The organism is Streptomyces sp. NPDC050856 (assembly GCF_040653855.1).
Taxonomy (GTDB): Bacteria; Actinomycetota; Actinomycetes; order Streptomycetales; family Streptomycetaceae; genus Streptomyces.
The window spans coordinates 83,592-106,716 of the sequence record NZ_JBFAGV010000013.1; the positions used below are offsets into that span (position 1 = coordinate 83,592).

Sequence of the window (23,125 nt, forward strand, 5' to 3'; positions counted from 1 at the left end):
CTCACCGGCCGCGGGCCCGCACCGGCCGCGCAACGCACTGGTCCCGGAACGCACTGGTCCCGGAACGCACCGGCTCCGGACGGCACTGGTCCGGTAGTGGCCCGCAGGGCCCGGTGAGCGCGGCCGGAGGGCCGGGTGCGGGGCACGTGCCGAGGACGGCCGGTACCGCTCACCCGCGTGTGCGGGCACGGCCGGCCGGCGTGACACCATCGACCACGTGCTCGACATCGGCTACAGCCTCTCCCGCCGCTTCCCCGACCCGCCGCAGACGGACTACCGGCGCGCGGACGTCCACGCCCTGCGCCACGACCTGTTCTGCGGTGACGTGTACCTCGCGGACACCGAGGAGGACCGGGAGGTGTCCACGGCCTGGGGATGGGTTCCGGTGCTGGACTTCGCCTGGGCGCTGTGCGACATCGTGGAGCGCCTCGACCGCGACCCGCGCGGGAGCCGGGCGGCCCAGCCGCAGTACGCCGAACTGGACTTCACCGAGTCCAGCGACCGGATGCTCTTCGAGCGCCGGTTCGGCTGGGTGGATGTCGAGGCCGACTGGATGCCGGGTGACGAGCCCCCGCTCACGTTCGGCCACGGCGAGCTGCGCCGCGAGGCCCGCGACTTCCTGCACGACCTGATCGCCGACCTCACGGACATGCACGAGGGCCTGGCGGACAACCCGGCGATCTGGGACCTCCAGGCCCGCTTCCCCCGCCTGCCCTGAGCCGGGCCCCACCCCGCCCCACCGGCCCGGAACCCCTTGACCTCAAGTCCACTTGAGATCGCAGGCTGTACTCGTACCCGTACCCGTCCAGCCACCGGATTCCGCCCCGGGAGTGACCCATGCACGCCGTCCGCCTGCACGCCTTCGGCCCCGCCGAGAACCTCACGTACGAGGAGACCGCCGACCCGGTCCCCGCCCCCGGCCAGGTCCGTGTCGCCGTCACCGCGGCCGGTGTGCACCTGCTCGACACCGCCCTGCGCCAAGGCATGACCGGCCCTTTCCCCGCTCCGGCCGAGCTGCCCACCGTCCCCGGCCGCGAAGTCGCCGGCACGGTGGACCTGCTGGGTGAGGGCACCGATCCCTCCTGGCTCGGCCGACGCGTCGTCGCCCACCTCGGCATGGCACCGGGCGGCTACGCCGAACTCGCCGTCGTCGACGCCGCCAGGCTCCACGAGGTGCCGGCCGGGCTGGACGACGCCCAGGCCGTCGCCATGATCGGCACCGGCCGCACCACCATGGGCATCCTGCAGTTCACCGAGCTCGGCCCGGACAGCGTCGCGATCGTCCCGGCCGCCGCCGGCGGTATCGGCACGCTGCTCGTCCAGTACGCCAAGAACGCCGGCGCCACCGTGGTGGGCCTCGCCGGCGGACCCGGGAAGACCGCCGCCGTCCGGCGCAACGGCGCCGACCTGGCCGTCGACTACCAGCTCCCCGACTGGCCCAGCGAGGTCCGGGCGTACCTCGACGGCACGGCCGCCACCGTCGTCTTCGATTCCGTCGGCGGCGCCACCGGCCGGGCCGCCGTCGACCTCCTGGGCGAGGGCGGGCAGCACCTCGTCTTCGGCTGGTCGGGCGCGGGCCTGCACGACGGCGAGGCGCTCACCTTCACCGACGAGGAGCTGGCCGAACGCGGCATCACCTCCCAGGGGGTCCTGGGCCCGGTGATGCTGGAGAGGGCGGGCGGCGACATCCGGGTCCTGGAGACCCGCGCGCTCGCCGAAGCCGCCTCGGGCCGCCTGCGCCCCGCCGTCCAGCGCTTCCCCCTCTCCGCCGCGGCGGCGGCCCACCGCGCCCTGGAGACCAGGGCCACGATGGGCAAGGTGGTCCTGGTCCCCTGAGCTTGCCCGGGAGCGGGCCGGGCGGGACCCGCCCAGCCTCCGGCTCCGGACCACCCCCTCTCCGTGACCGGCCAACCCCCTGATCGGCCCCGCCCGTCCGCCCCCCCCGTGGCGGAGGGCCGGGGGCGCCCAGTGCCCCCGGCTACTGCGCCGCCCCCAGCCTGTGGAGAGCGTCGTCCGTCAGCCGGTACACCGTCCACTCGTCCTGCGGCCTGGCGCCCAGCGACTCGTAGAAGTCGATCGACGGGGTGTTCCAGTTCAGGACGGACCACTCCAGCCGCCCGTACCCCCGGGCGACGCAGATCCGCGCCAGCTCCCGCAGCAGCGCCTTGCCGTACCCCCCGCCCCGCAGGTGGGGCCGTACGTACAGGTCCTCCAGGTACACACCGTGGACGCCCCGCCAGGTCGAATAGTTGAGGAACCACAGGGCGAACCCGGCGACCTCCCCCTCGTCGGTCTGTGCGATGTGCGCGAAGGCGGCGGGGCGCTCCCCGAACAGCGCCTCCCGGAGCTGCTCCTCACTCGCCCGCACCTCGTCCAGGGCCTTCTCGTACTCCGCGAGCTCGCGGATCATCCGGTGGATCACCGGTACGTCGTCGACAACAGCGCTACGAATCATGTCCGCAGCCTGCCTGCTGCCCCGCCCTTCACGCCAGCAGCGTCCGGGCGACGGACACCCGCTCCCCGCCCAGGGCGCTCCCACCGTCCTCCACGTCCCACAGGCAGTCCTGGAGGACCCGGCCCAGCGTCCACGCCCTGGCCCGGTCGCGGTCCAGCCCCAGCGCCTCGGTCATCAGGTCGAAACGCCAGAGCACCTCGTCCGGTTCGAAGCGGTTGCACAGCGCCGGCAGCAGCTCGAAGCCCGGGTCCCCGGCCAGTGGCTTGGGGTCGATGGCCAGCCACGGTTCCCGCCCGCCCGCCAGGACGTTGTCGAAGTGCAGGTCCCAGTGGAGCAGCCGGTCCCCCGGCTCCCCCGCCACCTCCCGTACCGCCGCCGCGCAGTCCCGCAGCAACCGCCGGTCGTCCTCACTGGCCAGGCACTCCACCGCGTCCGGCACGTCGTCGAGCATCCCGGCCGCGATGTCACCGAGACTCCGCATCCCCGCCGGCGCCTCCACCGCCACCAGCCGGGCCAGCAGCCCGGCCAGCACGCCCGTCGCCGCCCGGGTGTCCGGCACGTCCGACAGGCGCCGCCCCCGCTCCCCGGCGCCGCCGGCCCGGGAGGCGCCCCCGAGCCACTCCAGCAGCAGCGTCCCGGTGCCCGGGTCGTCCGCGAGCAGCCGTACCGCCCCTGCGCCGTCCCAGGCGCGCAGGGCGGCCGCCTCCCCCTCGCTCTCCTCGTCCAGCAGTCGCAGCTTCAGGGCGGCGGCGGTCCCGTCCCCGGCCACCACCGGCAACACCAGCGCGCTCCACCCGTGCAGCGCCGGGCCGGCCGGCCGCAGACCCCACTCGTCCAGGAAACGCTCCGCCAGGCCGGGCAGCGCGGCGACGAACGCCCGTCCCGCCGCGCCGTTGGTCCTCGCCTGAATCCGGGCCAGCTCGGCCGGAACCTCGATCACTCGCCACCCCATCCAGTAACGTCCCGCCACACCCACCCGATTGCATCACCCGAGGACCCACATGGACACCGTCAACGGCGGCATATCGTTCTGGTACGCGCAGGAGGGCACCCCCGCTCCCCGCGAGCCGCTCCCCGGTGACGCCACGGCCGACGTCTGTGTCGTCGGCGGCGGTTACACCGGCCTGTGGACGGCGTACTACCTGAAGAAGGCCGTGCCCTTCCTCAACATCACCGTCCTGGAGGCGAAGTTCTGCGGTTACGGCGCCTCCGGCCGCAACGGCGGCTGGCTCTACAACGGCATCGCCGGGCGCGCCCGCTACGCCGCGCGGCACGGCCACGAGGCCGCCGTACGCCTCCAGAAGGCCATGAACGACACCGTCTCCGAGGTCGTCGAGGTCGCCGCCGCCGAGGGCATCGACGCCGACATCCACCGGGGCGGCGTACTGGAAGTCGCCTACACCCCGGCCCAGTTGACCCGGCTCAAGGAGTTCCACGCCGTCGAGACCGCGTTCGGCGAGACCGACCGGGAGCTGCTGGGCGCCCGCGCCACCGCCGCCCGGGTCCGTGTCACCGGTGCCGTCGGCTCCTCCTGGACCCCGCACGGGGCGCGCCTGCACCCGGCCAAACTGGTCAAGGGGCTGGCCGCCGCCGTCGAAGCGCTCGGCGTCACCATCCACGAGTCGACGCCCGTCACCGAGATCAGGCCCAAGCACGCCGTCACCCCGTACGGCACGGTCCGCGCGCCCTACGTCCTGCGCTGCACCGAGGGTTTCACCGCCACCCTCAAGGGCCTCAAGCGCGCCTGGCTCCCGATGAACTCCTCCATGATCGTCACAGCGCCGCTGCCCGCCGCCGTCTGGGACGACATCGGCTGGACCGGCCGCGAGACCCTCGGCGACATGGCGCACGCCTACATGTACGCCCAGCGCACCGCCGACGACCGCATCGCGCTGGGCGGCCGTGGCGTCCCGTACCGCTACGGCTCCCGCACCGACAACGACGGCCGCACCCAGCCCGCCACCGTCGAGGCCCTCCGCGACATCCTGGTCCGGCTGTTCCCCGCCCTGGCCGGAACCCCCGTCGCCCACGCCTGGTCCGGCGTCCTGGGCGTACCGCGCGACTGGTGCGCCGGCGTCACCCTCGACCGCTCCACCGGCCTGGGCTGGGCCGGCGGCTACGTCGGCTCCGGCGTGGCCGCCGCGAACCTCGCCGCCCGCACCCTGCGCGACCTGATCCAGCAGGACTCCGGCCAGGCCGGCCCCACCGACCTGACCACCCTGCCCTGGGTCAACCACAAGGTGCGCAACTGGGAGCCCGAACCCCTGCGCTGGCTCGGCGTCCAGGCCATGTACGCCGCCTACCGCACCGCCGACCGCCAGGAGGCCACCACCCACACCGCCCGCACCCCCCGGCTCGCCACTCTCGCCGACCGCGTCTCCGGCCGGCACTGATCCACGCCGCCCGTCACCCCTCGCCGGCGTCCGGCCCGGCGAACGCCCGCCGGCAGTGCCCCAGCAGCCCGGCCAGGGCCGGGCCGGGCGTGCCCCTCCAGGCGAGGGCGAGCAGCGCGGGCGCCTCGACTCCGTCGAGGGGGAGTGCGGTGAGCCGGTCGCGGTGGAGCGCGGCCATCGACTCGCTGAGGACGGCGGCGGCCAGCCCACGGCGGGCGAGTCCGGCCACGGCGTCGGCGGCGCTCGCCTGGAGCGCGACCCTGGGCCGGACGCCCTGCGCCTCGCAGGCCCGGTCGAAGACCGTGCGCAGGCCGGTCCCCGGCGGCATGCACACGACCGGGTGGGCGGCCAGGTCGCGCAGGGTGACCCGCCCGGCGTCGGCCAGCGGATGCCCGGCCGGGACCGCGACGACCAGCCGCTCGCTGACGAGCGTCAGCGAGTCCAGCCCGTGCAGGGTGCCGGACGCGGCCCCGACCAGTCCCAGGTCGAAGTCGCCGGAGCGCAGACCCTCAACGAGCCGGTCCGAGTTGTCCTCCCGGAGGGAGAGCTCCACACCGGGATGGGCGCGGTGGAACGCCGCGAGGGCGTCGAACAGCGGGGTGAGGGTGCAGCCGATCACCATGCCCAGGGTCAGCCGCCCCCGCAGCAGCCCGGTCACCTCGCCCACCGCCTGGCCGACCGCCCCGGCGGCGGCCAGCGCGGCCCGGGCGTGCTCGAACGCCGCGGCTCCGGCGGCGGTCAGGGTGACGGTGCGCGCCGACCGGTCGAACAGCTCGGCCCCCAGCTCCCGTTCGAGCCGGCGGATCTGGGCGCTGACGCCGGACTGGCTGATGTGCACGCGCTCCGCGGCCCGGGTGAAGTTCCGCTCCTCGGCGACCGCGACGAAGTACTCAAGCTGCCTCAGCTCCATGACTGGAAATTCTAATGACCAGAAGAACCATCTGTTGGACTTCTGGCCGGGGCGGGACCACGCTGGAGGCGGACCGAGGAAGAACCCCACGCCGGACCTCAGGAGGACATCGGATGCCGGAGTACGAGAAGGCGATGCGCCCGGAAGACCTCACCCGCCTGTTCGTCGCACGCTCCAACGCCGGGGACGCGGCCGGGGTCGCCGCCCTCTACGAGGAGGACGCGGTGATGGCGTACCCGCCCGGCCGGACGACGGTGGGCCGGGAGGCGATCCGCGCACTGTGGCAGAAGGTGCTGGCCGGCGGCCCCCGCTTCGAGCCGGAACCACCGCTGCCCACGCTGGTCAGCGGCGACATCGCCCTCACCTCGACCCCGCCGAAGGACGGCACGGGCGCCCGCGCCCAGGTGGCCCGGCGCCAGCCCGACGGCAGCTGGCTGCGCCTGCTCGACCAGCCGGAGTTCACCCCGCCGGCCCGCTGACCCGGGCGCCCGCCCACCACTCATGCGAAAAGGCCCCCCGGTCCACAGGGACCGGGGGGCCTTTTCACTGGAGCCTCCTGTCGGGTTCGAACCGACGACCCCCGCTTTACAAGAGCGGTGCTCTGGCCAGCTGAGCTAAGGAGGCACTGCGCACGAGTGTAACCGGACACCGCCGCGCGCCGGTCGGGAATTCCGGCGCCCCGCACCGCGTCCGCACCCGCGCCCCGCACCACCCCCGGTGCCGTCCCCGCGCCGCCGCCGCGCCGTCCCGCCGGGGCGGGCCAGGTCGCCGAACGGTATCGAACGGCTCCGGGGTACTGACAGACCCCACCCCGCCGGGTAGCGTCACGTCGGGTTCACTCCCGTGGACCGGACAGTTTCCATTCCTTTACTCGGATCGTCCGGCACGTTCCTGCCGGTGAAGGGACCGCATCACCATGGCCAGTGTCACGTTCGACAAGGCGACCCGGATCTACCCGGGGTCCACCAAGCCCGCCGTCGACCAGCTCCAGATCGAGATCGCGGACGGCGAGTTCCTCGTCCTCGTCGGTCCGTCCGGCTGCGGCAAGTCCACCTCCCTGCGCATGCTCGCCGGCCTGGAGGACGTCAACGGCGGCGCCATCCGCATCGGCGACCGCGACGTCACCCACCTGCCGCCCAAGGACCGGGACATCGCCATGGTGTTCCAGAACTACGCGCTCTACCCGCACATGACCGTCGCCGACAACATGGGCTTCGCGCTCAAGATCGCCGGGGTCAACAAGGCGGAGATCCGCAAGAAGGTCGAGGAGGCGGCGAAGATCCTCGACCTCACCGAGTACCTGGACCGCAAGCCCAAGGCCCTCTCCGGCGGCCAGCGCCAGCGGGTCGCGATGGGCCGGGCCATCGTGCGCGAGCCGCAGGTCTTCCTCATGGACGAGCCGCTGTCCAACCTCGACGCCAAGCTCCGGGTCTCCACCCGTACGCAGATCGCCTCGCTCCAGCGGCGCCTGGGCATCACCACCGTGTACGTCACCCACGACCAGGTGGAGGCCCTGACCATGGGCGACCGGGTGGCGGTGCTCAAGGACGGTCTGCTCCAGCAGGTCGACTCGCCGCGCAACATGTACGACCGGCCCGCCAACCTCTTCGTCGCCGGCTTCATCGGCTCCCCCGCCATGAACCTGGTCGAGGTGCCGATCACCGACGGTGGCGTGAAGTTCGGCAACAGCGTCGTCCCGGTGTCCCGCGACGCGCTGGCCGCCGCGGCCGACCGGGGCGACACCACCGTCACCGTGGGCATCCGCCCCGAGCACTTCGACGTCTCGGGCGCCGAGAGCGACCAGGGCCTGGCCGTCTCGGTCAATGTCGTCGAGGAACTCGGCGCCGACGGTTACGTGTACGGCTCCGCCCGCGTCGGCGGCGAGGACAAGGACCTGGTCGTCCGCGTCGGCGGGCGCGCGGTCCCGGAGAAGGGCTCCGTGCTGCACGTGGTGCCGCGCGCGGCCGAGCTCCACGTGTTCGCGACCTCCACGGGTGAGCGTCTCAGCGGCTGACACCCCAACACACGCGCTCGGCCCCGCACTTCGGTGCGGGGCCGTCCGCGTTCCGTGATCACGGTTGTCGACAAATACCCCGGCACATCGGGCAATTCGCACCTGGCTGTCAACCCGCCATTCGAAAAGGAGCATCGAACCATCCCCCGGGAGGGTGACTAAATGTCTCCAAATCATCACTGGCCGCTACGCTCACGTCCGTGACCCACACAGCACGCCGAATCGGCCGTACCCTCGCTCTCGTCCTGCCCGTCGTCCTGGTGCTCTCCGGAACCCTCGCGGTCACCAGTGTCCCGTGGGCCGGCAGCAACTCGACGACGCAGATGCTCACCGCGTCCTCGGAGAACGTCTCCGTACGGGCCAAGTCCCGTGCCCCGCAGGACATTCTGCGCGACCGGCTCCTCGCGGAGCTCCAGGAGAAGGACCCGGGTGTCGCCCTGACCCACCTCCAGCGAGCGGTGGAGGAGCGCCCGTCCATCGCCAAGCACTGCATGTCGATCGCCCGCGCGCTCGGCCGCGCCGCGGTGCAGCACTACGGCCCCGTCCGCGCCCAGTCCTTCTCCCGCCCCGTCTGCGACACCTCCTACGCCACCGGCGTCGCCCACGAGAGCTGAGGAGAGCGCTGGTCCGCATATCGTGCCGGTATGCACACGCCTCCCACGCAGGCCGTGGTCCTGGCGGGCGGCCAGGGTTCGCGCCTGCGCCCGTACACCGATGACCGCCCCAAGCCGATGGTCGAGATCCCGGGAACCGGGACCCCGATCATCGGCCATCAGCTTTCCTGGCTGGCCGCGGAGGGCGTGACCGACGCCGTCGTCTCCTGCGGGCACCTCGCCGAGGTCCTCCAGCACTGGCTGGAGACCGCCGCACTGCCGCTGCGCGTCACCACGGTCGTCGAACCCGAGCCACTGGGCCGGGGCGGCGGCCTCAAGTACGCGGCGGCCCGCCTGCCGCACCCCGACGAGCCCTGGTACGCCACCAACGGGGACATCTGGACCCGCTTCTCGCTGCGCGAGATGGCCGCGTTCCACGCCGAGCGGGACGCCACCGCCACCCTGGCCCTGGCCCGCCCCCGTATCCCCTGGGGCGCCGTGGAGACGGACACCTTCGGGCACATCACCGACTTCGTCGAGTCGCCGCCCTCCCCGTACCTGATCAACGCGGGCGTGTACGTCCTCTCCCCCGCCTTCACCGGCCTCCTGCCGGAGGTGGGCGACCACGAGCGCACCACGTTCCCCCGGCTGGCACGGGAACGCCGGCTGGCCGGATTCCCGCTGCCGCAGGGCGCGTACTGGCGCGCCATCGACACCGCCAAGGACCTCGCCGAGGCCGCCGCGGAACTGGCCGCGCACCGCTTCTGACCGGCCCGCCAACCCGGTGGGCGCACACCACGAGGAGGGGCGGTCACCGTGTCGACGGTGACCGCCCCTCCTCGCGCGCGGGGCCGGCGGGACCGGCGGGGCTCACCCCAGCAGGCCGCCGATCGGGTTCTGGTTCCCGCCGGTGGAGCCGCCGCTGGAGCCGCCGTCACCGCCACCGGTGGAGCCACCGCTGGAACCGCCGTCACCAGCACCGGTGGAGCCGCCGCTTGAGCCACCGTCACCACCACCGCCGGGACCGCCGCTGGAGCCGCTGCCGCCACTGGAGGACGGGCCCTCGCTGCTGGACGGCGGGGGCTCGGGCCGCGACTGCTGCGGGGGCCGCTGACCGGTGCCCTGGGTGGCGGTCGGCCGCTGCTCCTCGGTGCGCTCGGTCTCCCGGTCGGACTGGTCCGGCACCACCGCGGACTCCTCGGCCGTCGGGCTCTGCGAGGCGGACACCGTCGGCTCCGGCCGCTGGGACGTCTCACGGGAGGACGGGGAGCGCTCGCCCGGCTCCTGCGGGAGGGGCCGGCCGGGCAGGTGGTTGGTCGGGTCGTCGTCCGGTCCCGGCACGGTGACCATCTCGGTGGAGCGCACCGCGCCGCCCAGGATCGACCCGGTCAGCAGGGTCAGGCCCACCACCAGGGCGGCGGCGAGGGCACCGCGCCGCAGCACCCTCCGGCGCAGGTCCCACAGGGCCGAGCGGGGCCCGAGGGTGCGCCAGGCCTCACCGGCGAGACGGCCGTCGACCGAGTACACGGGCGCGCCCGCGATGATGAGCGGCGACCAGGCGGCGAGGAAGATGATGTCGGGCGCGTCGTAAGCGGGGAGGGTGCGCCAGCTCACGGTCAGGATGATCGCCGCCGACAGCGCCGCGCCGAAGACGGCGGCCACCCGCTGCCAGAGGCCCAGCACGGTCAGGACGCCCACGACGACCTGCGCGAAGGCCACGCTCAGGCCCGCGCCCACGGGGTGGGCGAGCGCGAAGTCGCGCAGCGGCTCGGCCAGTGGCCAGGGGTGCAGGGAGGTGAGCCACTTGACCATGGAGCCGCGCTCGCCGCCGTCGAAGTAGACGGGGTCGCAGAGCTTGCCCATGCCCGCGTAGATGGAGATGAAGCCCAGGAAGACGCGCAGCGGCAGCAGCACCACGCCCAGGTTCATCCGGCGCCCCGGGTAGTAGGCGTGCCGCTGGTCGGCTGCGGAGTCGTAGCCGTCCCTGCCGTCACCGTCCCGGGCGTGGCGGGGCCCGCCGGTCCCGTGGCCCTGGCGGGCGGTGCCGGTGTCGCCGGCCTCGTCGTCGTCGAACCGCTCGTACGCGGCGACGGTGCCCGTGTCGGCGAGGCCGTCGGGCTCGTCGTAGGCACCGACGGCGCGGCGCATCGGCGGCAGCAGCGGGCCGCCCGTGACGGGGCCGCGCTGTCCGCCGACGACGGGCGTCGGCATGGTGTCGTCGGACAGGCCGACACGCGGGATGACCTGGGTCGCGCCGGCCTCACGGGCGGCGTAGGGGTGGCTCCGGGTGTCGAGCGTGTCCATGGACGCGGAGTCACGGACCGCCTGGAGCAGTCCGGTGGCCCCGGGGTCCCCGGGGACGGACTTCCCGCTCCACACGACGGGGGCGCGCCGCCGTCCCGCCCGCGTGACCGTGCCGCTCATGACGGGCACGCGGGCGGTCTCGGCGTAGCGGGGCTTCTGGACCGGGGCGAGCTGCACCCGGAAACTGGCGTGGTTCACGATGACCTGCGCGGGATCGCAATCCACCTTGACCATGCTCAGCGCAGGCTGATCGTCGAAACCGGGCCGGGGCGTTCTGGTGTCCACACTCATCTAACCGAGTGACGTGGGGTTAGGACACTGCCTTGACGCACCGGAAATGTCCGAGGCCCGTCAAGATCATGACAGGCCCCGGACACAGCGGCCGGTCAGGGCCGCCCGCAGGCCGGGACGGACGTCGTCACGCCCGGCGGCGGGCCGCCTCGTAGAGCACCACGCCCGCCGCGACACCGGCGTTGAGCGACTCGGCTCCGCCCGGCATCGGGATGCGCACCCGGAAGTCGCAGGTCTCGCCCACCAGCCGGGACAGGCCCTTGCCCTCACTGCCGACCACGATGACGACCGGCCCGCCCAGCGCCTCCAGCTCGCCGACCTCGGTCTCGCCGTCCGCCGCGAGGCCCACCACGGTGATGCCCGCCTTCTGGTACGCCTCCAGGGCGCGGGTCAGGTTGGTGGCCCGGGCGACCGGGGTGCGGGCGGCGGTGCCCGCGGCGGTCTTCCAGGCGCCCGCCGTCATACCCGCCGCGCGGCGCTCGGGGACGACCACACCGTGGCCGCCGAAGGCGGAGACGGAGCGGACGACGGCACCGAGGTTGCGCGGGTCGGTGACCCCGTCGAGGGCGACGATCAGCGGATCCTCGCCCTCGTCGAACGCGGCCGCGGCCAGGTCCTCGGGGTGGGCGTACTCGTAGGGCGGGACCTGGAGGACGAGGCCCTGGTGGTTCAGCCCGTTGGTCATCCGGTCGAGCTCCGGGCGCGGGGCCTCCATCAGGTGGATGTTGCCGCGCTCGGCGGCGAGCTGGAGCGCCTCGCGCACCCGCTCGTCGTTGTCGATGAACTGCTGGACGTACAGCGTCGTCGCGGGCACGCCGTCGCGCAGCGCCTCGAAGACCGGGTTGCGGCCGACGACCATCTCGGACGTCCCCTTGCCGCCGCGGCGGGCGACGGGGCGGCGCTGGGCCTTCCTGGCCTGCGCGCCGGCGATGCGGTTCTTCTTGTGGCCCTTGCGCTCGGACGCGGGCGGCGTGGGGCCCTTTCCTTCCAGGCCCCGGCGTCGCTGGCCACCGCTGCCGACCGTAGCGCCCTTCTTGTTGGACGTGCGGCGGTTCCTGCGCTGGCTGTTCCCGGCCATGACCTACCTACTTCGTGAATTCGGTGATGCGTATGTACAAGAGAGTGTGCCGCCAGGTGCGGGAGCGCGCCGCCCGGTCCGCCGGGGGCGCGGTGCCGCGGGTCAGCGCGGGCCGAGCGTCCACCGGGGGCCGTCCGGGCCGTCCTCGATGACCAGCCCGGACTGCTGGAGCTGGTCGCGGATCGCGTCGGCGGTGGCCCAGTCCTTGCGCGCCCTGGCGGACTCGCGCTGCTGGAGCACCAGGCGTACGAGGGTGTCGACGGCGCCGTGGAGGTCCTCGCCGCGGTCGTCCTCGCCCGCCCACCGCGGGTCGAGCGGGTCCAGGCCCAGGACGCCGAGCATCGCGCGGACCTCGGCCAGCCGCTCGATCGCGGCCTCCTTGTCGTCGGCCGCGAGCGCGCTGTTGCCCTGGCGGACGGTGGTGTGGACGATCGCGAGGGCCTGCGGCACGCCCAGGTCGTCGTCCATCGCCTCGGCGAAGGCCGGCGGCACCTCGGCGGCGGGCTCGACGCTCTTGCCGGCCTTCTCGACCACCCGCTGGGCGAAGCCCTCGATGCGCGCGAACGCCGACTCGGCCTCGCGCAGCGCCTCCTCGCTGTACTCGATCATGGACCGGTAGTGCGGGGTGCCCAGGTAGTAGCGGAGCACGATCGGCCGCCACTGCTTGACCATCTCGCTCACCAGGACCGAGTTGCCCAGCGACTTCGACATCTTCTCGCCGCTCATGGTGACCCAGGCGTTGTGCACCCAGTACCGGGCGAAGTCGTCGCCGTACGCCTTGGCCTGGGCGATCTCGTTCTCGTGGTGCGGGAAGATCAGGTCCAGGCCGCCGCCGTGGATGTCGAAGGCCGAGCCCAGGTACTTGTGCGCCATGGCCGAGCACTCCAGGTGCCAGCCGGGCCGGCCGCGCCCCCACGGCGTCTCCCACGACGGCTCGCCGGGCCTCGCGGACTTCCACATGGCGAAGTCGCGCGGGTCCCGCTTGCCCGTCTCCCCCTCGGAGGACGGCTGGCGCAGGTCCTCGAGGTCCTGGTTGGACAGCGCCAGGTAGCCGGGGAAGGACTTCACGTCGAAGTACACGTTCCCCTCGGCCTCGTAGGCGTGGCCGCGCTCGATGAGGCCGCGCATCATCTCGACCATCTCGGGGATGTGGCCGGTGGCGCGCGGTTCGTAGCTGGCCGGCAGGCAGCCGAGGACGTCGTAGCCGCTGTTGAAGGCGCGCTCGTTCTCGTACCCGATCGCCCACCAGGGGCGGCCCTGGTCGGCCGACTTGGTGATGATCTTGTCATCGATGTCCGTGACGTTGCGGATGAACGTCACGTCGTAGCCGCGGTACTGGAACCAGCGGCGCATGATGTCGAAGTTCAGCCCCGACCGGATGTGCCCGATGTGCGGGGCGGCCTGCACCGTGGCGCCACACAGGTAGATCGAGACGCAGCCCGGTGTGATCGGGGCGAAGTCACGGATCTGCCGGGCGCTGGTGTCGTACAGGCGAATAGTCACCACTCCAGGGTAGTGGGCCCGTACCAGTGCCCCGCGACCGTACTCGGGCCGCGGGGCGGACGCCGGGGCCGGACCCGGGCTCCGGGGCTCCCCGGGTCCCGGACTCCCGGGCTTCACCCGGCTCCCGGGCTCAGAGCCGGCCGACGATCCGGTGCGGGGTGATCCGGACGACGACGCGCGGCGCGTCCTCACCGGCGGCCGCGTTGAACTCGGCGTACTTCTTGCCGGTGTACTTCACCGACAGCTCGTCGATCAGCTCCTGTCCGCCCTCGGCCGACAGTTCGGCGGTGCCCCGGATCTCGGCGTACGTGTACGGGGCGTCGAAGGGCTGGAGCATGATCGTCACCCGGGGGTCCCGGCGCAGGTTCCTCTCCTTGCGCCGGCCCACGGTGGTGGAGATCAGCACCTGGTCGCCGTCGCGCTTCACCCACACCGGGGACACCTGCGGGCTGCCGTCGGGCTGGACGGTGGCCATGCTGACGAAGACCGGGCTGTCGAGCAGTTCCTTGAGCCGGTCGCTGAGTACGGCGGGCATGGGGCCCCTCTCTCTCGTGGCTCTGGTGCGACGTTCCACTGACAGGTACTCGCTACTCGGTACCGCGTCGTGCGAAACACCCGTCCCGCCGTTCTTCTTCCGTGCCCGGGTACGGGCACGGGGACCCCCCGGCCCGGGTACGCACGGAGTACCTCAGGTACGGGTACGGACCACCAGCGCCGTGGCGATCGCGGCGAGCCCCTCGGCCCGGCCGGTCAGCCCGAGCCCGTCCGTGGTCGTGCCCGACACGGACACCGGGGCGCCGGCCGCCGCGCTCAGTGCCTTCTGCGCCTCGTCGCGCCGCTTGCCGATCTTCGGGCGCACGCCGATGACCTGTACGGCGATGTTGCCGATCTCGAAGCCCTCGGCCCGCACGATGCGGGCGGCCTCGGCGAGCAGCGTCACACCCGAGGCGCCGGACCACTCGGGGCGGCCGGTGCCGAAGTGCGCGCCGAGGTCGCCCACTCCGGCGGCGGAGAACAGCGCGTCGCAGGCGGCGTGGGCGGCGACGTCACCGTCGGAGTGCCCGGCCAGCCCGTACCCGCCGCTGTCGGAGCCTTCCCACAGCAGCCCCGCGCACCACAGCTCGCGGCCCGGCTCGAAGGCGTGGACGTCGGTGCCGATGCCGACCAGCGGGATCGGCGGGAGCTCAGAAGCCATCGTTGGCCCTCCTGCGGGCGAGGACCGCCTCGGCCAGCACCAGGTCGAGCGGCCGGGTCACCTTGAACGCCTCCTCGTGGCCGGGTACCACCACGACCGGCTCGCCGAGCCGCTCGACCATGCTCGCGTCGTCGGTGACGTCGTCCGTGACGGTCGCGTGGGCGCGCACGAGCGTGTCGCGGTCGAATCCCTGCGGGGTCTGCACGGCGCGCAGCCGGGCCCGCTCGGGCGTGCCGACCACCGGCTCGGGCTCGCCCGGCCCGCCCGGCTCGACCTGCTTGACGGTGTCGGCGAGCGGCAGCGCGGGGACCACGGCCACGGTGCCGTCCCGGACCGCCTCGATCACCGTGTCCACGGTGTCGACCGGTACGAGGGGGCGGGCCGCGTCATGGACGAGGACGGTGCCGATGCCCTCGGGCAGCGCCTCCAGACCGAGCCGCACGGACGCCTGGCGGGTCTCCCCGCCGGGCACCACCAGGTAGTCGGTGCGCTCGGGCAGGGCGTGCGCGTCGAGCAGGTTCTTCACCTCGGTGACGCCGTCCGGCGGCGCGACCACGACGACGAGCGAGACGCCCCGGGAGGCGGCCATGGCCCGGACGGCGTGGATCAGCATGGGGGTGCCGTTCAGCGCGCGCAGCGCCTTGGGGGCGCCCGGGCCGAGCCGTACGCCCCTGCCGGCCGCGGGAATCACCACCGCGGTGCGGGCGGGGCGTGCTTCGTCTGACATCGGTTGTTCTCCGGCAGGTTTGTCGACTCGGCCGACGTGGGTATGGCCTGGGGGAACCCCCGGCCGCTGGTTGAGGGAACGCGCGGTGCCACACCTCGGCCGACCCTTCCGTGACCGCTGGCCGAGCGGGCCCCGCCGGCCTCCCGGCTCGCTGCAGGGCGCCGAGCGCGGGGTCGCCCGGTCCGGGGCGCGGTGTCGGGCGCGTGCGTCAGCGCCCGGGTCGGTGCCGCTGCCGTGGCGTCGGGCACCGGAGCTGGAAATGCCGCAGCGCCCGACGACGACGCTGTGAATCACAGCACGTCAGCGGGCACCGCTGCATCGCTTCACTTCAGGACGCGAGGACCTCGTCGAGCAGGGCCTCCGCCTTGTCCTCGTTGGTGTTCTCCGCGAGCGCGAGCTCGCTCACCAGGATCTGACGCGCCTTCGCGAGCATGCGCTTCTCTCCGGCCGAGAGTCCGCGCTCACGCTCACGGCGCCACAGGTCACGCACCACTTCGGCGACCTTGATGACGTCGCCGGAGGCGAGCTTCTCGAGGTTTGCCTTGTAGCGACGAGACCAGTTCGTGGGCTCCTCGGCGTACGGTGCGCGCAGCACCTCGAAGACCCGGTCCAGTCCGTCCTGACCGACCACATCGCGCACGCCGACGAACTCCGCGTTGTCCGCTGGCACACGAACCGTCAAGTCGCCCTGGGCGACCTTGAGCACCAAGTAGGTCTTGTCCACGCCTTTGATCTGGCGAGTCTCGATGGCCTCGATCAGCGCGGCCCCGTGATGGGGATAGACCACGGTGTCGCCAACCTTGAACGTCATGTGACAGGTACCCCTTCCGTGGCTATCCAGGGTAACACGGATACGGCTTCTTCTGAATGGCGTTTCCGCAGGTCAGGGCATATCTCGGGGCTTGACAACAGCAACCGGAACGTGCTGCGGGGGCCTTCCGGAACCGGGTATTCGCAGGTCGGAGCGGCTGTACGGGCAGCCTGAAACACGGCCGTCACACTGCTCCGGAGGGGGCCGGACAGGGTCGAACGTCCCGGTTTGCCGGGTTCTCGACGGTGAACTTCCCGTACTCCGTTCGGACGTCGGTCACTCGCACGGACGGCACCGCCGTGTTTCCCGAATTGATCACCACGGTTTTTCGGCTAACGAATAGGGCGACCGCCGGGGAATTGATCAAGCGCGGTTATGTGAACGGCCGGTGGCGGCCGGTGGCGGCCGTGGCCCGCCGTTCGCACGCCGGTGGCCGGCCGTTCGCACGCCGATGGCGGGCCGTTCGCGCGCCGTCGGCGGACCGGTGGCCGGGCAGTGGCCCGGCGCACCGGGACCGCCCGGGGGGCGGGTCGGGTGCGGGACCGGGAGGCGGGGTCGGTAACCTGAGCGCGCTGACTGTCCCTTGGCTCAGCTTCAGCCCCTGTCCGTCCCGTACGTCCTAGGAGTTGCCGCCGCCGTGAGCCGCAGCCTTCGACGCGGCGCCCTCGCCGCCACCGCCATCGTGTTTTCGATCGCCTCGCTCTCCGCCTGCGGCGCCGGCAATGACGCCCAGTCGCTCCAGATCAGGCCGGACAACGCCGCCACGACGGTCGGTGACATCAAGATCCAGAACGCCATTGTGATCACGCAGCCGAAGGCGGACGCCGAGGGTCCCGCGGTCGTCTCGGCGACCATCTTCAACAACGGCGCGAAGGAGCAGGTCCTGGAGGGCGTCCAGCTCCCCGGCTCCGACGCCGCGGTCAAGCTCTCCCGGGGCGGGGGCTCCGGCCCGGTCACCGTGCCCGCGTACGGCTCGGTCATCATCGGCGGCAAGGGCAACGCCGCCGCGGAGATCGAGAAGGGCCACGAGGCGGCCGACAACGGCGACGCCCGCGAGGTCGTCTTCCGGTTCAGCGAGGCCGGTGACATCAAGCTGGCGGCGTTCGTCGTCCCGGCGACCGGCTACTACGCGGAGTACGGCCCGAGCGCGGTGCCCCAGCAGCCGACCGGTTCGCCGACGGGGAGCCCCACGGGTTCGCCGACCGGCAGCCCGAGCGGTTCCCCGACCCAGGGCGCCGGCGAGCCGGGGACCGGCTCGCAGCACTCGTCCGCCCCCTCGGACGCGGCCTCCGCGTCCCACAGCGCGGGCCACTGACGCACCTGCCGCACCGGCGCGCCGAACGCGCGAAAGGGCGCCCCACCACGTACGACGGTGGGGCGCCCTTTCGTGTCGCGCGACGGCCTACGGCTCGAACTTGTACCCGAGGCCCCGGACCGTGACCAGGTAGCGCGGGGCGCCCGGGTCCGGCTCGATCTTGGCGCGCAGCCGCTTGACGTGGACGTCCAGGGTCTTGGTGTCACCGACGTAGTCGGCGCCCCAGACCCGGTCGATGAGCTGCATCCGGGTCAGCACCCGGCCCGCGTTGCGCAGCAGCATCTCCAGCAGGTCGAACTCCTTCAGCGGGAGGTCGACCTTGGCACCGGAGACCGTGACGACGTGGCGGTCCACGTCCATCCGTACCGGGCCGGCCTCCAGGGCCGCCGGGGCGACCTCCTCGGGCTCGCCGCGGCGGCGCAGCACCGCGCGGATGCGGGCGACGAGCTCGCGGGAGGAGAAGGGCTTGGTGACGTAGTCGTCGGCCCCTATCTCCAGTCCGACCACCTTGTCGATCTCGCTGTCCTTCGCCGTCACCATGATGACCGGCACGTTCGAGCGGCCGCGCAGCTGACGGCAGACCTCGGTGCCGGGCAGCCCCGGCAGCATCAGGTCGAGCAGCACGAGGTCGGCGCCGTTGCGCTCGAACTCGTCCAGCCCATCGGGGCCGGTGGTCGCGACGGCGACCTCGAAACCCTCCTTGCGGAGCATGTAGGACAGGGCGTCGCTGAAGGATTCCTCATCCTCGACGACAAGGACTCGGGTCACGGAAGGACCTCCGGGGCAGGGTGCGGTTCGGTGGTGGTCTCGGGGTCGTGCTGCCGGGTGGGACGGGAGGAGCGTTCCCGTACGGCTCCCGCCTCCGGCAGCCGGAGGGTGAAGGTGGAGCCCTGACCCTCGGTGCTCCACACCGTGACCTCCCCGCCGTGCGAGGCGGCCACGTGCTTGACGATGGCCAGGCCCAGACCCGTACCGCCGGTGGCGCGGGAACGAGCCGGATCGACGCGGTAGAAACGTTCGAAGATGCGCTCGCGGTCCTTCTCGGAGATGCCGATGCCCTGGTCGGTGACGGCGATCTCGATCATCCCGCCGGAGCCTGTGGCCTGGGCGGCCCCGCCGCCGGGCGCGGGGACGCGGCGAGCCGCTATGCCGACGCGGGTGCGGGCCGGTGAGTAGTTGACGGCGTTCTCCACGAGGTTGCCGAGAGCGGCGGCGAGCTGGCCGCGGTGACCCCATACGCGCAGGTCGGCGGTGCCGCCGGGGGCCATGGTGATCTGCTTGGTGGACGCGGTGTGCCGGGAGCGGTCTATCGCCTCGGCGACCAGTTCGTCCACCCGGACCGGCTCCGCGTCGTCCAGCGGGTCGTCGTTCTGCACCCGCGAGAGGTCGATGAGCTCCTGTACGAGGTTGGTGAGCCGGGTCGCCTCGATCTGCATCCGGCCGGCGAAGCGGGTGACCGCCTCGGGGTCGTCCGAGGCGTCCATGACGGCCTCGGAGAGCAGCGAGAGCGCGCCGACGGGGGTCTTGAGCTCATGGCTGACGTTGGCGACGAAGTCGCGCCGCACCGCCTCCGTACGGCGGGCCTCGGTGAGGTCCTCGACCAGCAGCAGGACCAGCCGGGATCCGAGGGGCGCCACCCGCGCGGAGACGGCGAGGGCCTCCCCGCGGCCGGTGCCGCGCCGCGGAAGGTCCAGCTCCACCTGGCGTATCTCGCCGTCGCGGCGGGTGTCGCGGGCCATGTGGAGCATCGGCTCCACGGCGAGCTTGCCGCCCCGGACGAGCCCGAGGGCGTACGCCGCGGAGCTGGCCTTGACGACGGAGTCGCTCTCGTCGAGGACCACCGCGGAGGAGCGCAGCACGGACAGGACGGTGTCGACGCCGGGCGGCAGCACCGCGTCGGTGTGCAGGGAGGTACGGGTGGGCCTGGCCTGTTCGCGCTCGCTCCAGCGGAACGCCAGCATGGCGATGACACCGGTGCACAGTCCGGCGATCGCTGCCGCTGCGGCGACCGCCGCGTTCACGTCCATGTCCCCAGGTTATGCGTGGTCACGGACACGCTCCCAGCCATCCGAGTGGCTGCTCGAACAGTCGTCGCTCAGAGTTCACCGAGGGGATAGTGGCGGTTCACTTGGGAGGGAGGCCCCGGACTCCTGGGGCTCGGAACGTGGGAGCGTGGGGGTCCGAGCCCCACCCGGACCCCGGTCGTAGTGAGAGAGGGACATCCATGCGGGACGCGTACCACGAGGAACTTGACTCGATCGGCGAGAGCCTGGTCGAGATGGCGCGGCTGGTCGGGTCGGCGGTCGGGCGCGCCACGACGGCGATGCTCGACGCGGACCTGAAGCTGGCGGAGGCCGTGATCGCGGCCGACCAGAAGGTCGACGACCTCCAGCACGACCTGGAGGCCCGTGCGATAGCCCTGCTGGCGCGCCAGCAGCCGGTCGCGACGGACCTGCGGATCGTGGTGACCTCGCTGCGGATGAGCGCGGACCTGGAGCGCTCCGGCGACCTGGCCCAGCACGTCGCCAAGCTGGCCCGGCTGCGCTTCCCGGACAGCGCGGTGCCGCGCGACCTGCACGCCACCATCCTGGAGATGGGCCAGCTCGCGCAGCGCCTGATGGCGAAGGCGGCGGAGGTCATCATCACCAAGGACGTCGACCTGGCGCTCCAGCTCGAGCACGACGACGACGAGATGGACCTGCTGCACCGGACGCTGTTCCAGCACCTGATGGACGACCGCTGGAAGCACGGCATCGAGACGGCCGTGGACGTCACCCTCCTGGGCCGCTACTACGAGCGCTTCGCCGACCACGCCGTGTCGGTCGCCAAGCGGGTGGTGTACCTGGTGACGGGCGAGCACGCGGACGAGCTCCAGCAGCAGGAAGCGCCCGTCGAGGGGGCGTGAGGCCGCTGCCGGGGGCCTCCGTGCGCCGTTGATGCGCCCTGCTCGGCGGGCGTGCAATGGGAGCAGGCGAACGTCCGCCTCCGAGGAGGAACCCATGGCAGATTCCCTCGCGTTCGACGCACCGCGGGAAGCACCCGTCGAAGTGGTCCACCTACCCGTCATCGGCGCCTGCGGCTGCGGCCCCGGCTGCGGCTGCGGCTGCCAGTCGGGCGGACCGTGCCAGTGCGGCGGCTGTACCGGATAACCCGACCCGTACGACGAGAGGGGCACCGCCCGGCGCCGGGCGGTGCCCCTTTCCGTCGTGCCGGGGGCGGGGCTACTTCTTGCCCTGGTTCTTGACCGCCTCGATGGCCGCCTTCGCCGCGTCCGGGTCCAGGTACGTGCCGCCCTTGGTGACCGGCTTGAAGTCGGCGTCCAGCTCGTAGGCGAGGGGGATGCCGGTCGGGATGTTCAGGCCCGCGATGTCCGTGTCGGAGATGCCGTCCAGGTGCTTGACCAGCGCGCGCAGGCTGTTGCCGTGGGCGGCGACCAGGACGGTGCGGCCGGCCAGCAGGTCCGGGACGATGCCGTCGTACCAGTACGGGAGCATGCGGACGACGACGTCCTTGAGGCACTCGGTGCGCGGGCGCAGCTCCGGCGGGATGGTGGCGTAGCGCGCGTCGGCGGCCTGCGAGAACTCGCTGTCGTCGGCGAGGGCCGGCGGCGGGGTGTCGTAGGAGCGGCGCCACAGCATGAACTGCTCCTCGCCGAACTCGGCGAGCGTCTGCGCCTTGTCCTTGCCCTGGAGCGCGCCGTAGTGGCGCTCGTTCAGGCGCCAGGAGCGGTGGACCGGGATCCAGTGGCGGTCGGCGGACTCCAGGGCGAGCTGCGCGGTGCGGATCGCGCGCTTCTGCAGGGAGGTGTGGACCACGTCGGGGAGCAGACCGGCGTCCTTCAGCAGCTCACCGCCGCGGACCGCCTCCTTCTCGCCCTTCTCCGTGAGGTTGACGTCCACCCAGCCGGTGAACAGGTTCTTCGCGTTCCAGTCGCTCTCGCCGTGGCGGAGGAGGATCAGCTTGTACGGTGCGTCGGCCATGCGTACGAGATTAATGGACGCCCGTGACGCTTGACGGACGGCGTCAATTGGATGGCTCGCGGGCCCGGGTTCCTTGTAAGTTCCGGTAGCTGGAGCAGCCACTTACGGGGGATGGACGCATGTCGATGGCCGGACTGAGGGGCGCCGCGCGCCGGACCGTGTCGGGGTTGCCCGGGGGATTCTGGTGGCTGTGGACGTCCACCCTGGTGAACCGCACCGGAGCGTTCGTCTTCACCTTCCTCTCCCTCTACCTGACCCAGGAGCTGGGCTACTCCGCCTGGTACGCCGGTCTGGTCGTCGCCCTGCACGGTCTGGGCGGTATCGCCGGGTCGCCGCTGGGCGGGATGCTCAGCGACCGGTGGGGCCGGCGGCCGACGATGATCACCGGGCATCTGGCGGGGGCGGCCGGAGCCGCCGCGCTGGCCGTGGTGACCAGTGCCTGGGGCATCGCCGTGGTGGTCCTGCTGATGGGCGTGGCCATGCAGGCGGTCCGGCCCGCGATCGGCGCGACCATCGCCGACCTGGTGCCGGAGAGCGGCCGAAGGCGGGCCTACGCGCTGAACTACTGGGCGCTCAACCTCGGGTTCGCCGTCGCGGCGCTGGGCGGCGGTGCCGCGATCTTCCTGGGCTACCGGACGCTGTTCGTGGCCGACGCGGTGGCCACCGCGCTGTGCGCGCTGATCGTGTTCCTGCGGCTTCCGGAGACCCGGCCCGCGGCCGCCGGCGACGCCTCGGACAGGGCGGCGGACGAGCCGGAGGTGACCGTGCTCGGCGTACTGCGCGACGCGCCGTTCCGGGCGCTGGTCCTGCTCAACCTGCTGGTCTGCCTGGTCTTCACCGCGCCCTGGGTGGGGCTGCCGCTGACCATGGCCGCCGACGGCCTGTCGGGCGACTCCTACGGTCTGGTCATCGCCGTCAACGGTGTGGTGATCGTGGCGCTCCAGCTCCTGGTCAACCGGATCACCGAGAAGCGCTCCCCGGCCGCCCTGCTCACCGTCTCCTCGCTCCTGTTCGCGGTCGGCACCGGCGCGACCGCGCTGGCCGGGACACCGCTGGTGTTCGCCGCGACCGTGGTGGTGTGGACGATCGGCGAGATGGTGCACGTGCCGACCAACGCGGCGGCGACCGCCCGGCTGGCCCCCGAGCACGCCCGGGGCCGCTACCAGGGGGTGATGGGCATGTCCTGGGCGGTGGCCGGCTTCGTGGCCCCGATCCTGGCCGGCTGGGTCGTGGACGGGCCCGGCCCGAACGTGCTGTGGGCGGGCTGCGCGGTGATCGGCTGTGTGGCCGCGGCCGGGTACGCGCTGCTGTTGCGACGGGCACTGGCCGGGGCGGACACGGGCACGGCTGCGGGTGCCGGAGCGGGCACCGGCGCCGGGGCGGAGGCCGAGCCGGAGGCGGCGCCGGTGCGGGTGGCGGCGGCGAAGGTGGCGGTGGATGCCACGGCCCCGGGCGCGGGCGGCGGCCCCGGTACGGGCCCGGGGGCCCCGGTGGACGCCGCCGCTCGGGTCACCGCCTGAGACGACCGGGGTGTACGGCGACGGGGGACCGTACGC

The 23,125-nt window shown here is 72.9% G+C and carries 23 protein-coding genes and 1 tRNA gene; 10 read left to right on the plus strand and 14 right to left on the minus strand.

From position 1 onward, the window contains the following. Positions 1–217 precede the first annotated feature (217 nt). Together AB0H53_RS14780 and AB0H53_RS14785 are read left to right on the plus strand one after the other, a co-directional pair. A complete protein-coding gene (locus AB0H53_RS14780) occupies positions 218–718 on the plus strand; it encodes a hypothetical protein (RefSeq protein WP_362111814.1) in 501 nt (166 codons plus the stop codon). Between the two features lie 119 nt (positions 719–837). Further along, a complete protein-coding gene (locus AB0H53_RS14785) occupies positions 838–1,836 on the plus strand; it encodes a zinc-binding dehydrogenase (protein ID WP_362111817.1) in 999 nt (332 codons plus the stop codon). Positions 1,837–1,978: 142 nt separating this feature from the next. On the opposite strand, the gene AB0H53_RS14790 is transcribed toward AB0H53_RS14785, so the two are convergent. Next, positions 1,979–2,455 carry a GNAT family N-acetyltransferase gene (locus AB0H53_RS14790; protein WP_362111820.1) on the minus strand — a complete coding sequence of 159 codons (477 nt, stop codon included), beginning with the start codon at positions 2,453–2,455 and terminating at the stop codon, positions 1,979–1,981. 28 nt (positions 2,456–2,483) lie between these two features. Beyond that, positions 2,484–3,395 carry an aminoglycoside phosphotransferase family protein gene (locus AB0H53_RS14795; RefSeq protein ID WP_362111823.1) on the minus strand — a complete coding sequence of 304 codons (912 nt, stop codon included), beginning with the start codon at positions 3,393–3,395 and terminating at the stop codon, positions 2,484–2,486. 61 nt (positions 3,396–3,456) lie between these two features. On the opposite strand from AB0H53_RS14795, the gene AB0H53_RS14800 reads away from it, so the two are divergent. Continuing rightward, a complete protein-coding gene (locus AB0H53_RS14800; RefSeq protein WP_362111826.1) occupies positions 3,457–4,848 on the plus strand; it encodes an FAD-dependent oxidoreductase in 1,392 nt (463 codons plus the stop codon). Between the two features lie 13 nt (positions 4,849–4,861). On the opposite strand, the gene AB0H53_RS14805 is transcribed toward AB0H53_RS14800, so the two are convergent. Next, on the minus strand, positions 4,862–5,758 hold the full coding sequence (locus AB0H53_RS14805; protein WP_362111829.1) for a LysR substrate-binding domain-containing protein: 897 nt from the start codon (positions 5,756–5,758) through the stop codon (positions 4,862–4,864). Between the two features lie 113 nt (positions 5,759–5,871). Here AB0H53_RS14805 and AB0H53_RS14810 point away from each other — a divergent pair, with 113 nt between their 5' ends. Continuing rightward, complete coding sequence (locus tag AB0H53_RS14810) at positions 5,872–6,237, plus strand: nuclear transport factor 2 family protein (protein ID WP_362111831.1); 366 nt, start codon at positions 5,872–5,874, stop codon at positions 6,235–6,237. A 68-nt stretch (positions 6,238–6,305) separates the two neighbouring features. Here AB0H53_RS14810 and AB0H53_RS14815 read toward each other — a convergent pair. Next, a tRNA-Thr gene (locus AB0H53_RS14815) sits at positions 6,306–6,382 on the minus strand. A gap of 292 nt (positions 6,383–6,674) precedes the next feature. On the opposite strand from AB0H53_RS14815, the gene ugpC reads away from it, so the two are divergent. The 3 genes from ugpC (at position 6,675) to AB0H53_RS14830 (ending at position 9,133) form a co-directional block, all read left to right on the plus strand. After that, positions 6,675–7,772 (plus strand): sn-glycerol-3-phosphate ABC transporter ATP-binding protein UgpC, encoded by a 1,098-nt coding sequence (gene ugpC, locus AB0H53_RS14820; protein ID WP_362111834.1) that lies wholly within the window; start codon positions 6,675–6,677, stop codon positions 7,770–7,772. Positions 7,773–7,972: 200 nt separating this feature from the next. Then, entirely contained in the window at positions 7,973–8,386 is a 414-nt protein-coding gene (locus tag AB0H53_RS14825; RefSeq protein ID WP_362111837.1) for a hypothetical protein, read from the plus strand. Between the two features lie 30 nt (positions 8,387–8,416). Next, positions 8,417–9,133 (plus strand): nucleotidyltransferase family protein, encoded by a 717-nt coding sequence (locus AB0H53_RS14830; RefSeq protein WP_362111840.1) that lies wholly within the window; start codon positions 8,417–8,419, stop codon positions 9,131–9,133. A gap of 102 nt (positions 9,134–9,235) precedes the next feature. Here the strand turns inward: AB0H53_RS14830 and AB0H53_RS14835 are convergent, their stop codons facing one another. From AB0H53_RS14835 to AB0H53_RS14865, 7 genes are all read right to left on the minus strand, one after another. After that, positions 9,236–10,960, minus strand: a complete 1,725-nt coding sequence (locus AB0H53_RS14835) for a DoxX family membrane protein (RefSeq protein WP_362111843.1) — start codon at positions 10,958–10,960, stop codon at positions 9,236–9,238. A gap of 127 nt (positions 10,961–11,087) precedes the next feature. After that, complete coding sequence (gene rlmB, locus AB0H53_RS14840) at positions 11,088–12,038, minus strand: 23S rRNA (guanosine(2251)-2'-O)-methyltransferase RlmB (protein WP_362111846.1); 951 nt, start codon at positions 12,036–12,038, stop codon at positions 11,088–11,090. A gap of 102 nt (positions 12,039–12,140) precedes the next feature. Next, complete coding sequence (cysS, locus tag AB0H53_RS14845; protein ID WP_362111849.1) at positions 12,141–13,541, minus strand: cysteine--tRNA ligase; 1,401 nt, start codon at positions 13,539–13,541, stop codon at positions 12,141–12,143. Positions 13,542–13,671: 130 nt separating this feature from the next. Next, entirely contained in the window at positions 13,672–14,076 is a 405-nt protein-coding gene (locus tag AB0H53_RS14850; RefSeq protein ID WP_362111852.1) for a PPOX class F420-dependent oxidoreductase, read from the minus strand. Positions 14,077–14,229: 153 nt separating this feature from the next. Continuing rightward, on the minus strand, positions 14,230–14,736 hold the full coding sequence (ispF, locus tag AB0H53_RS14855) for a 2-C-methyl-D-erythritol 2,4-cyclodiphosphate synthase (protein WP_362111855.1): 507 nt from the start codon (positions 14,734–14,736) through the stop codon (positions 14,230–14,232). After that, on the minus strand, positions 14,726–15,463 hold the full coding sequence (gene ispD / locus AB0H53_RS14860) for a 2-C-methyl-D-erythritol 4-phosphate cytidylyltransferase (protein WP_362111858.1): 738 nt from the start codon (positions 15,461–15,463) through the stop codon (positions 14,726–14,728). The genes ispF and ispD overlap by 11 nt, the downstream gene beginning before the upstream one ends. 328 nt (positions 15,464–15,791) lie before the next feature. Next, positions 15,792–16,274 carry a CarD family transcriptional regulator gene (locus AB0H53_RS14865; protein WP_003953493.1) on the minus strand — a complete coding sequence of 161 codons (483 nt, stop codon included), beginning with the start codon at positions 16,272–16,274 and terminating at the stop codon, positions 15,792–15,794. A 637-nt stretch (positions 16,275–16,911) separates the two neighbouring features. On the opposite strand from AB0H53_RS14865, the gene AB0H53_RS14870 reads away from it, so the two are divergent. After that, positions 16,912–17,589, plus strand: coding sequence for a DUF461 domain-containing protein (locus tag AB0H53_RS14870; RefSeq protein ID WP_362111861.1), 678 nt, complete (start codon positions 16,912–16,914; stop codon positions 17,587–17,589). Positions 17,590–17,676: 87 nt separating this feature from the next. Here the strand turns inward: AB0H53_RS14870 and AB0H53_RS14875 are convergent, their stop codons facing one another. Together AB0H53_RS14875 and AB0H53_RS14880 are read right to left on the minus strand one after the other, a co-directional pair. Continuing rightward, positions 17,677–18,357 (minus strand): response regulator transcription factor, encoded by a 681-nt coding sequence (locus AB0H53_RS14875; RefSeq protein ID WP_182313193.1) that lies wholly within the window; start codon positions 18,355–18,357, stop codon positions 17,677–17,679. Further along, on the minus strand, positions 18,354–19,616 hold the full coding sequence (locus AB0H53_RS14880) for an ATP-binding protein (protein WP_362111864.1): 1,263 nt from the start codon (positions 19,614–19,616) through the stop codon (positions 18,354–18,356). Before AB0H53_RS14880 ends, AB0H53_RS14875 begins: the two co-directional genes overlap by 4 nt. Positions 19,617–19,813: 197 nt before the next feature. Here AB0H53_RS14880 and phoU point away from each other — a divergent pair, with 197 nt between their 5' ends. Beyond that, positions 19,814–20,494 carry a phosphate signaling complex protein PhoU gene (gene phoU / locus AB0H53_RS14885; RefSeq protein WP_362111867.1) on the plus strand — a complete coding sequence of 227 codons (681 nt, stop codon included), beginning with the start codon at positions 19,814–19,816 and terminating at the stop codon, positions 20,492–20,494. A gap of 316 nt (positions 20,495–20,810) precedes the next feature. On the opposite strand, the gene AB0H53_RS14890 is transcribed toward phoU, so the two are convergent. Beyond that, entirely contained in the window at positions 20,811–21,569 is a 759-nt protein-coding gene (locus AB0H53_RS14890; protein WP_362111870.1) for a phosphoglyceromutase, read from the minus strand. Positions 21,570–21,694: 125 nt separating this feature from the next. On the opposite strand from AB0H53_RS14890, the gene AB0H53_RS14895 reads away from it, so the two are divergent. Further along, entirely contained in the window at positions 21,695–23,089 is a 1,395-nt protein-coding gene (locus tag AB0H53_RS14895; RefSeq protein WP_362111873.1) for an MFS transporter, read from the plus strand. Positions 23,090–23,125: the final 36 nt, after the last annotated feature.

What these genes read in the sequence shown, in the direction of transcription:
- AB0H53_RS14830 (WP_362111840.1), top strand. Translation starts at nt 8,417, where the DNA reads ATGCACACGCCTCCCACGCAGGCCGTGGTCCTGGCGGGCGGCCAGGGT.
- AB0H53_RS14890 (WP_362111870.1), bottom strand. Translation starts at nt 21,569, where the DNA reads ATGGCCGACGCACCGTACAAGCTGATCCTCCTCCGCCACGGCGAGAGC.
- AB0H53_RS14805 (WP_362111829.1), bottom strand. Translation starts at nt 5,758, where the DNA reads ATGGAGCTGAGGCAGCTTGAGTACTTCGTCGCGGTCGCCGAGGAGCGG.
- AB0H53_RS14880 (WP_362111864.1), bottom strand. Translation starts at nt 19,616, where the DNA reads ATGGACGTGAACGCGGCGGTCGCCGCAGCGGCAGCGATCGCCGGACTG.
- ugpC (WP_362111834.1), top strand. Translation starts at nt 6,675, where the DNA reads ATGGCCAGTGTCACGTTCGACAAGGCGACCCGGATCTACCCGGGGTCC.
- AB0H53_RS14850 (WP_362111852.1), bottom strand. Translation starts at nt 14,076, where the DNA reads ATGCCCGCCGTACTCAGCGACCGGCTCAAGGAACTGCTCGACAGCCCG.
- ispD (WP_362111858.1), bottom strand. Translation starts at nt 15,463, where the DNA reads ATGTCAGACGAAGCACGCCCCGCCCGCACCGCGGTGGTGATTCCCGCG.
- AB0H53_RS14835 (WP_362111843.1), bottom strand. Translation starts at nt 10,960, where the DNA reads ATGAGTGTGGACACCAGAACGCCCCGGCCCGGTTTCGACGATCAGCCT.
- AB0H53_RS14785 (WP_362111817.1), top strand. Translation starts at nt 838, where the DNA reads ATGCACGCCGTCCGCCTGCACGCCTTCGGCCCCGCCGAGAACCTCACG.
- AB0H53_RS14865 (WP_003953493.1), bottom strand. Translation starts at nt 16,274, where the DNA reads ATGACGTTCAAGGTTGGCGACACCGTGGTCTATCCCCATCACGGGGCC.
- AB0H53_RS14810 (WP_362111831.1), top strand. Translation starts at nt 5,872, where the DNA reads ATGCCGGAGTACGAGAAGGCGATGCGCCCGGAAGACCTCACCCGCCTG.
- ispF (WP_362111855.1), bottom strand. Translation starts at nt 14,736, where the DNA reads ATGGCTTCTGAGCTCCCGCCGATCCCGCTGGTCGGCATCGGCACCGAC.
- AB0H53_RS14895 (WP_362111873.1), top strand. Translation starts at nt 21,695, where the DNA reads ATGGCCGGACTGAGGGGCGCCGCGCGCCGGACCGTGTCGGGGTTGCCC.
- phoU (WP_362111867.1), top strand. Translation starts at nt 19,814, where the DNA reads ATGCGGGACGCGTACCACGAGGAACTTGACTCGATCGGCGAGAGCCTG.
- rlmB (WP_362111846.1), bottom strand. Translation starts at nt 12,038, where the DNA reads ATGGCCGGGAACAGCCAGCGCAGGAACCGCCGCACGTCCAACAAGAAG.
- AB0H53_RS14790 (WP_362111820.1), bottom strand. Translation starts at nt 2,455, where the DNA reads ATGATTCGTAGCGCTGTTGTCGACGACGTACCGGTGATCCACCGGATG.
- AB0H53_RS14800 (WP_362111826.1), top strand. Translation starts at nt 3,457, where the DNA reads ATGGACACCGTCAACGGCGGCATATCGTTCTGGTACGCGCAGGAGGGC.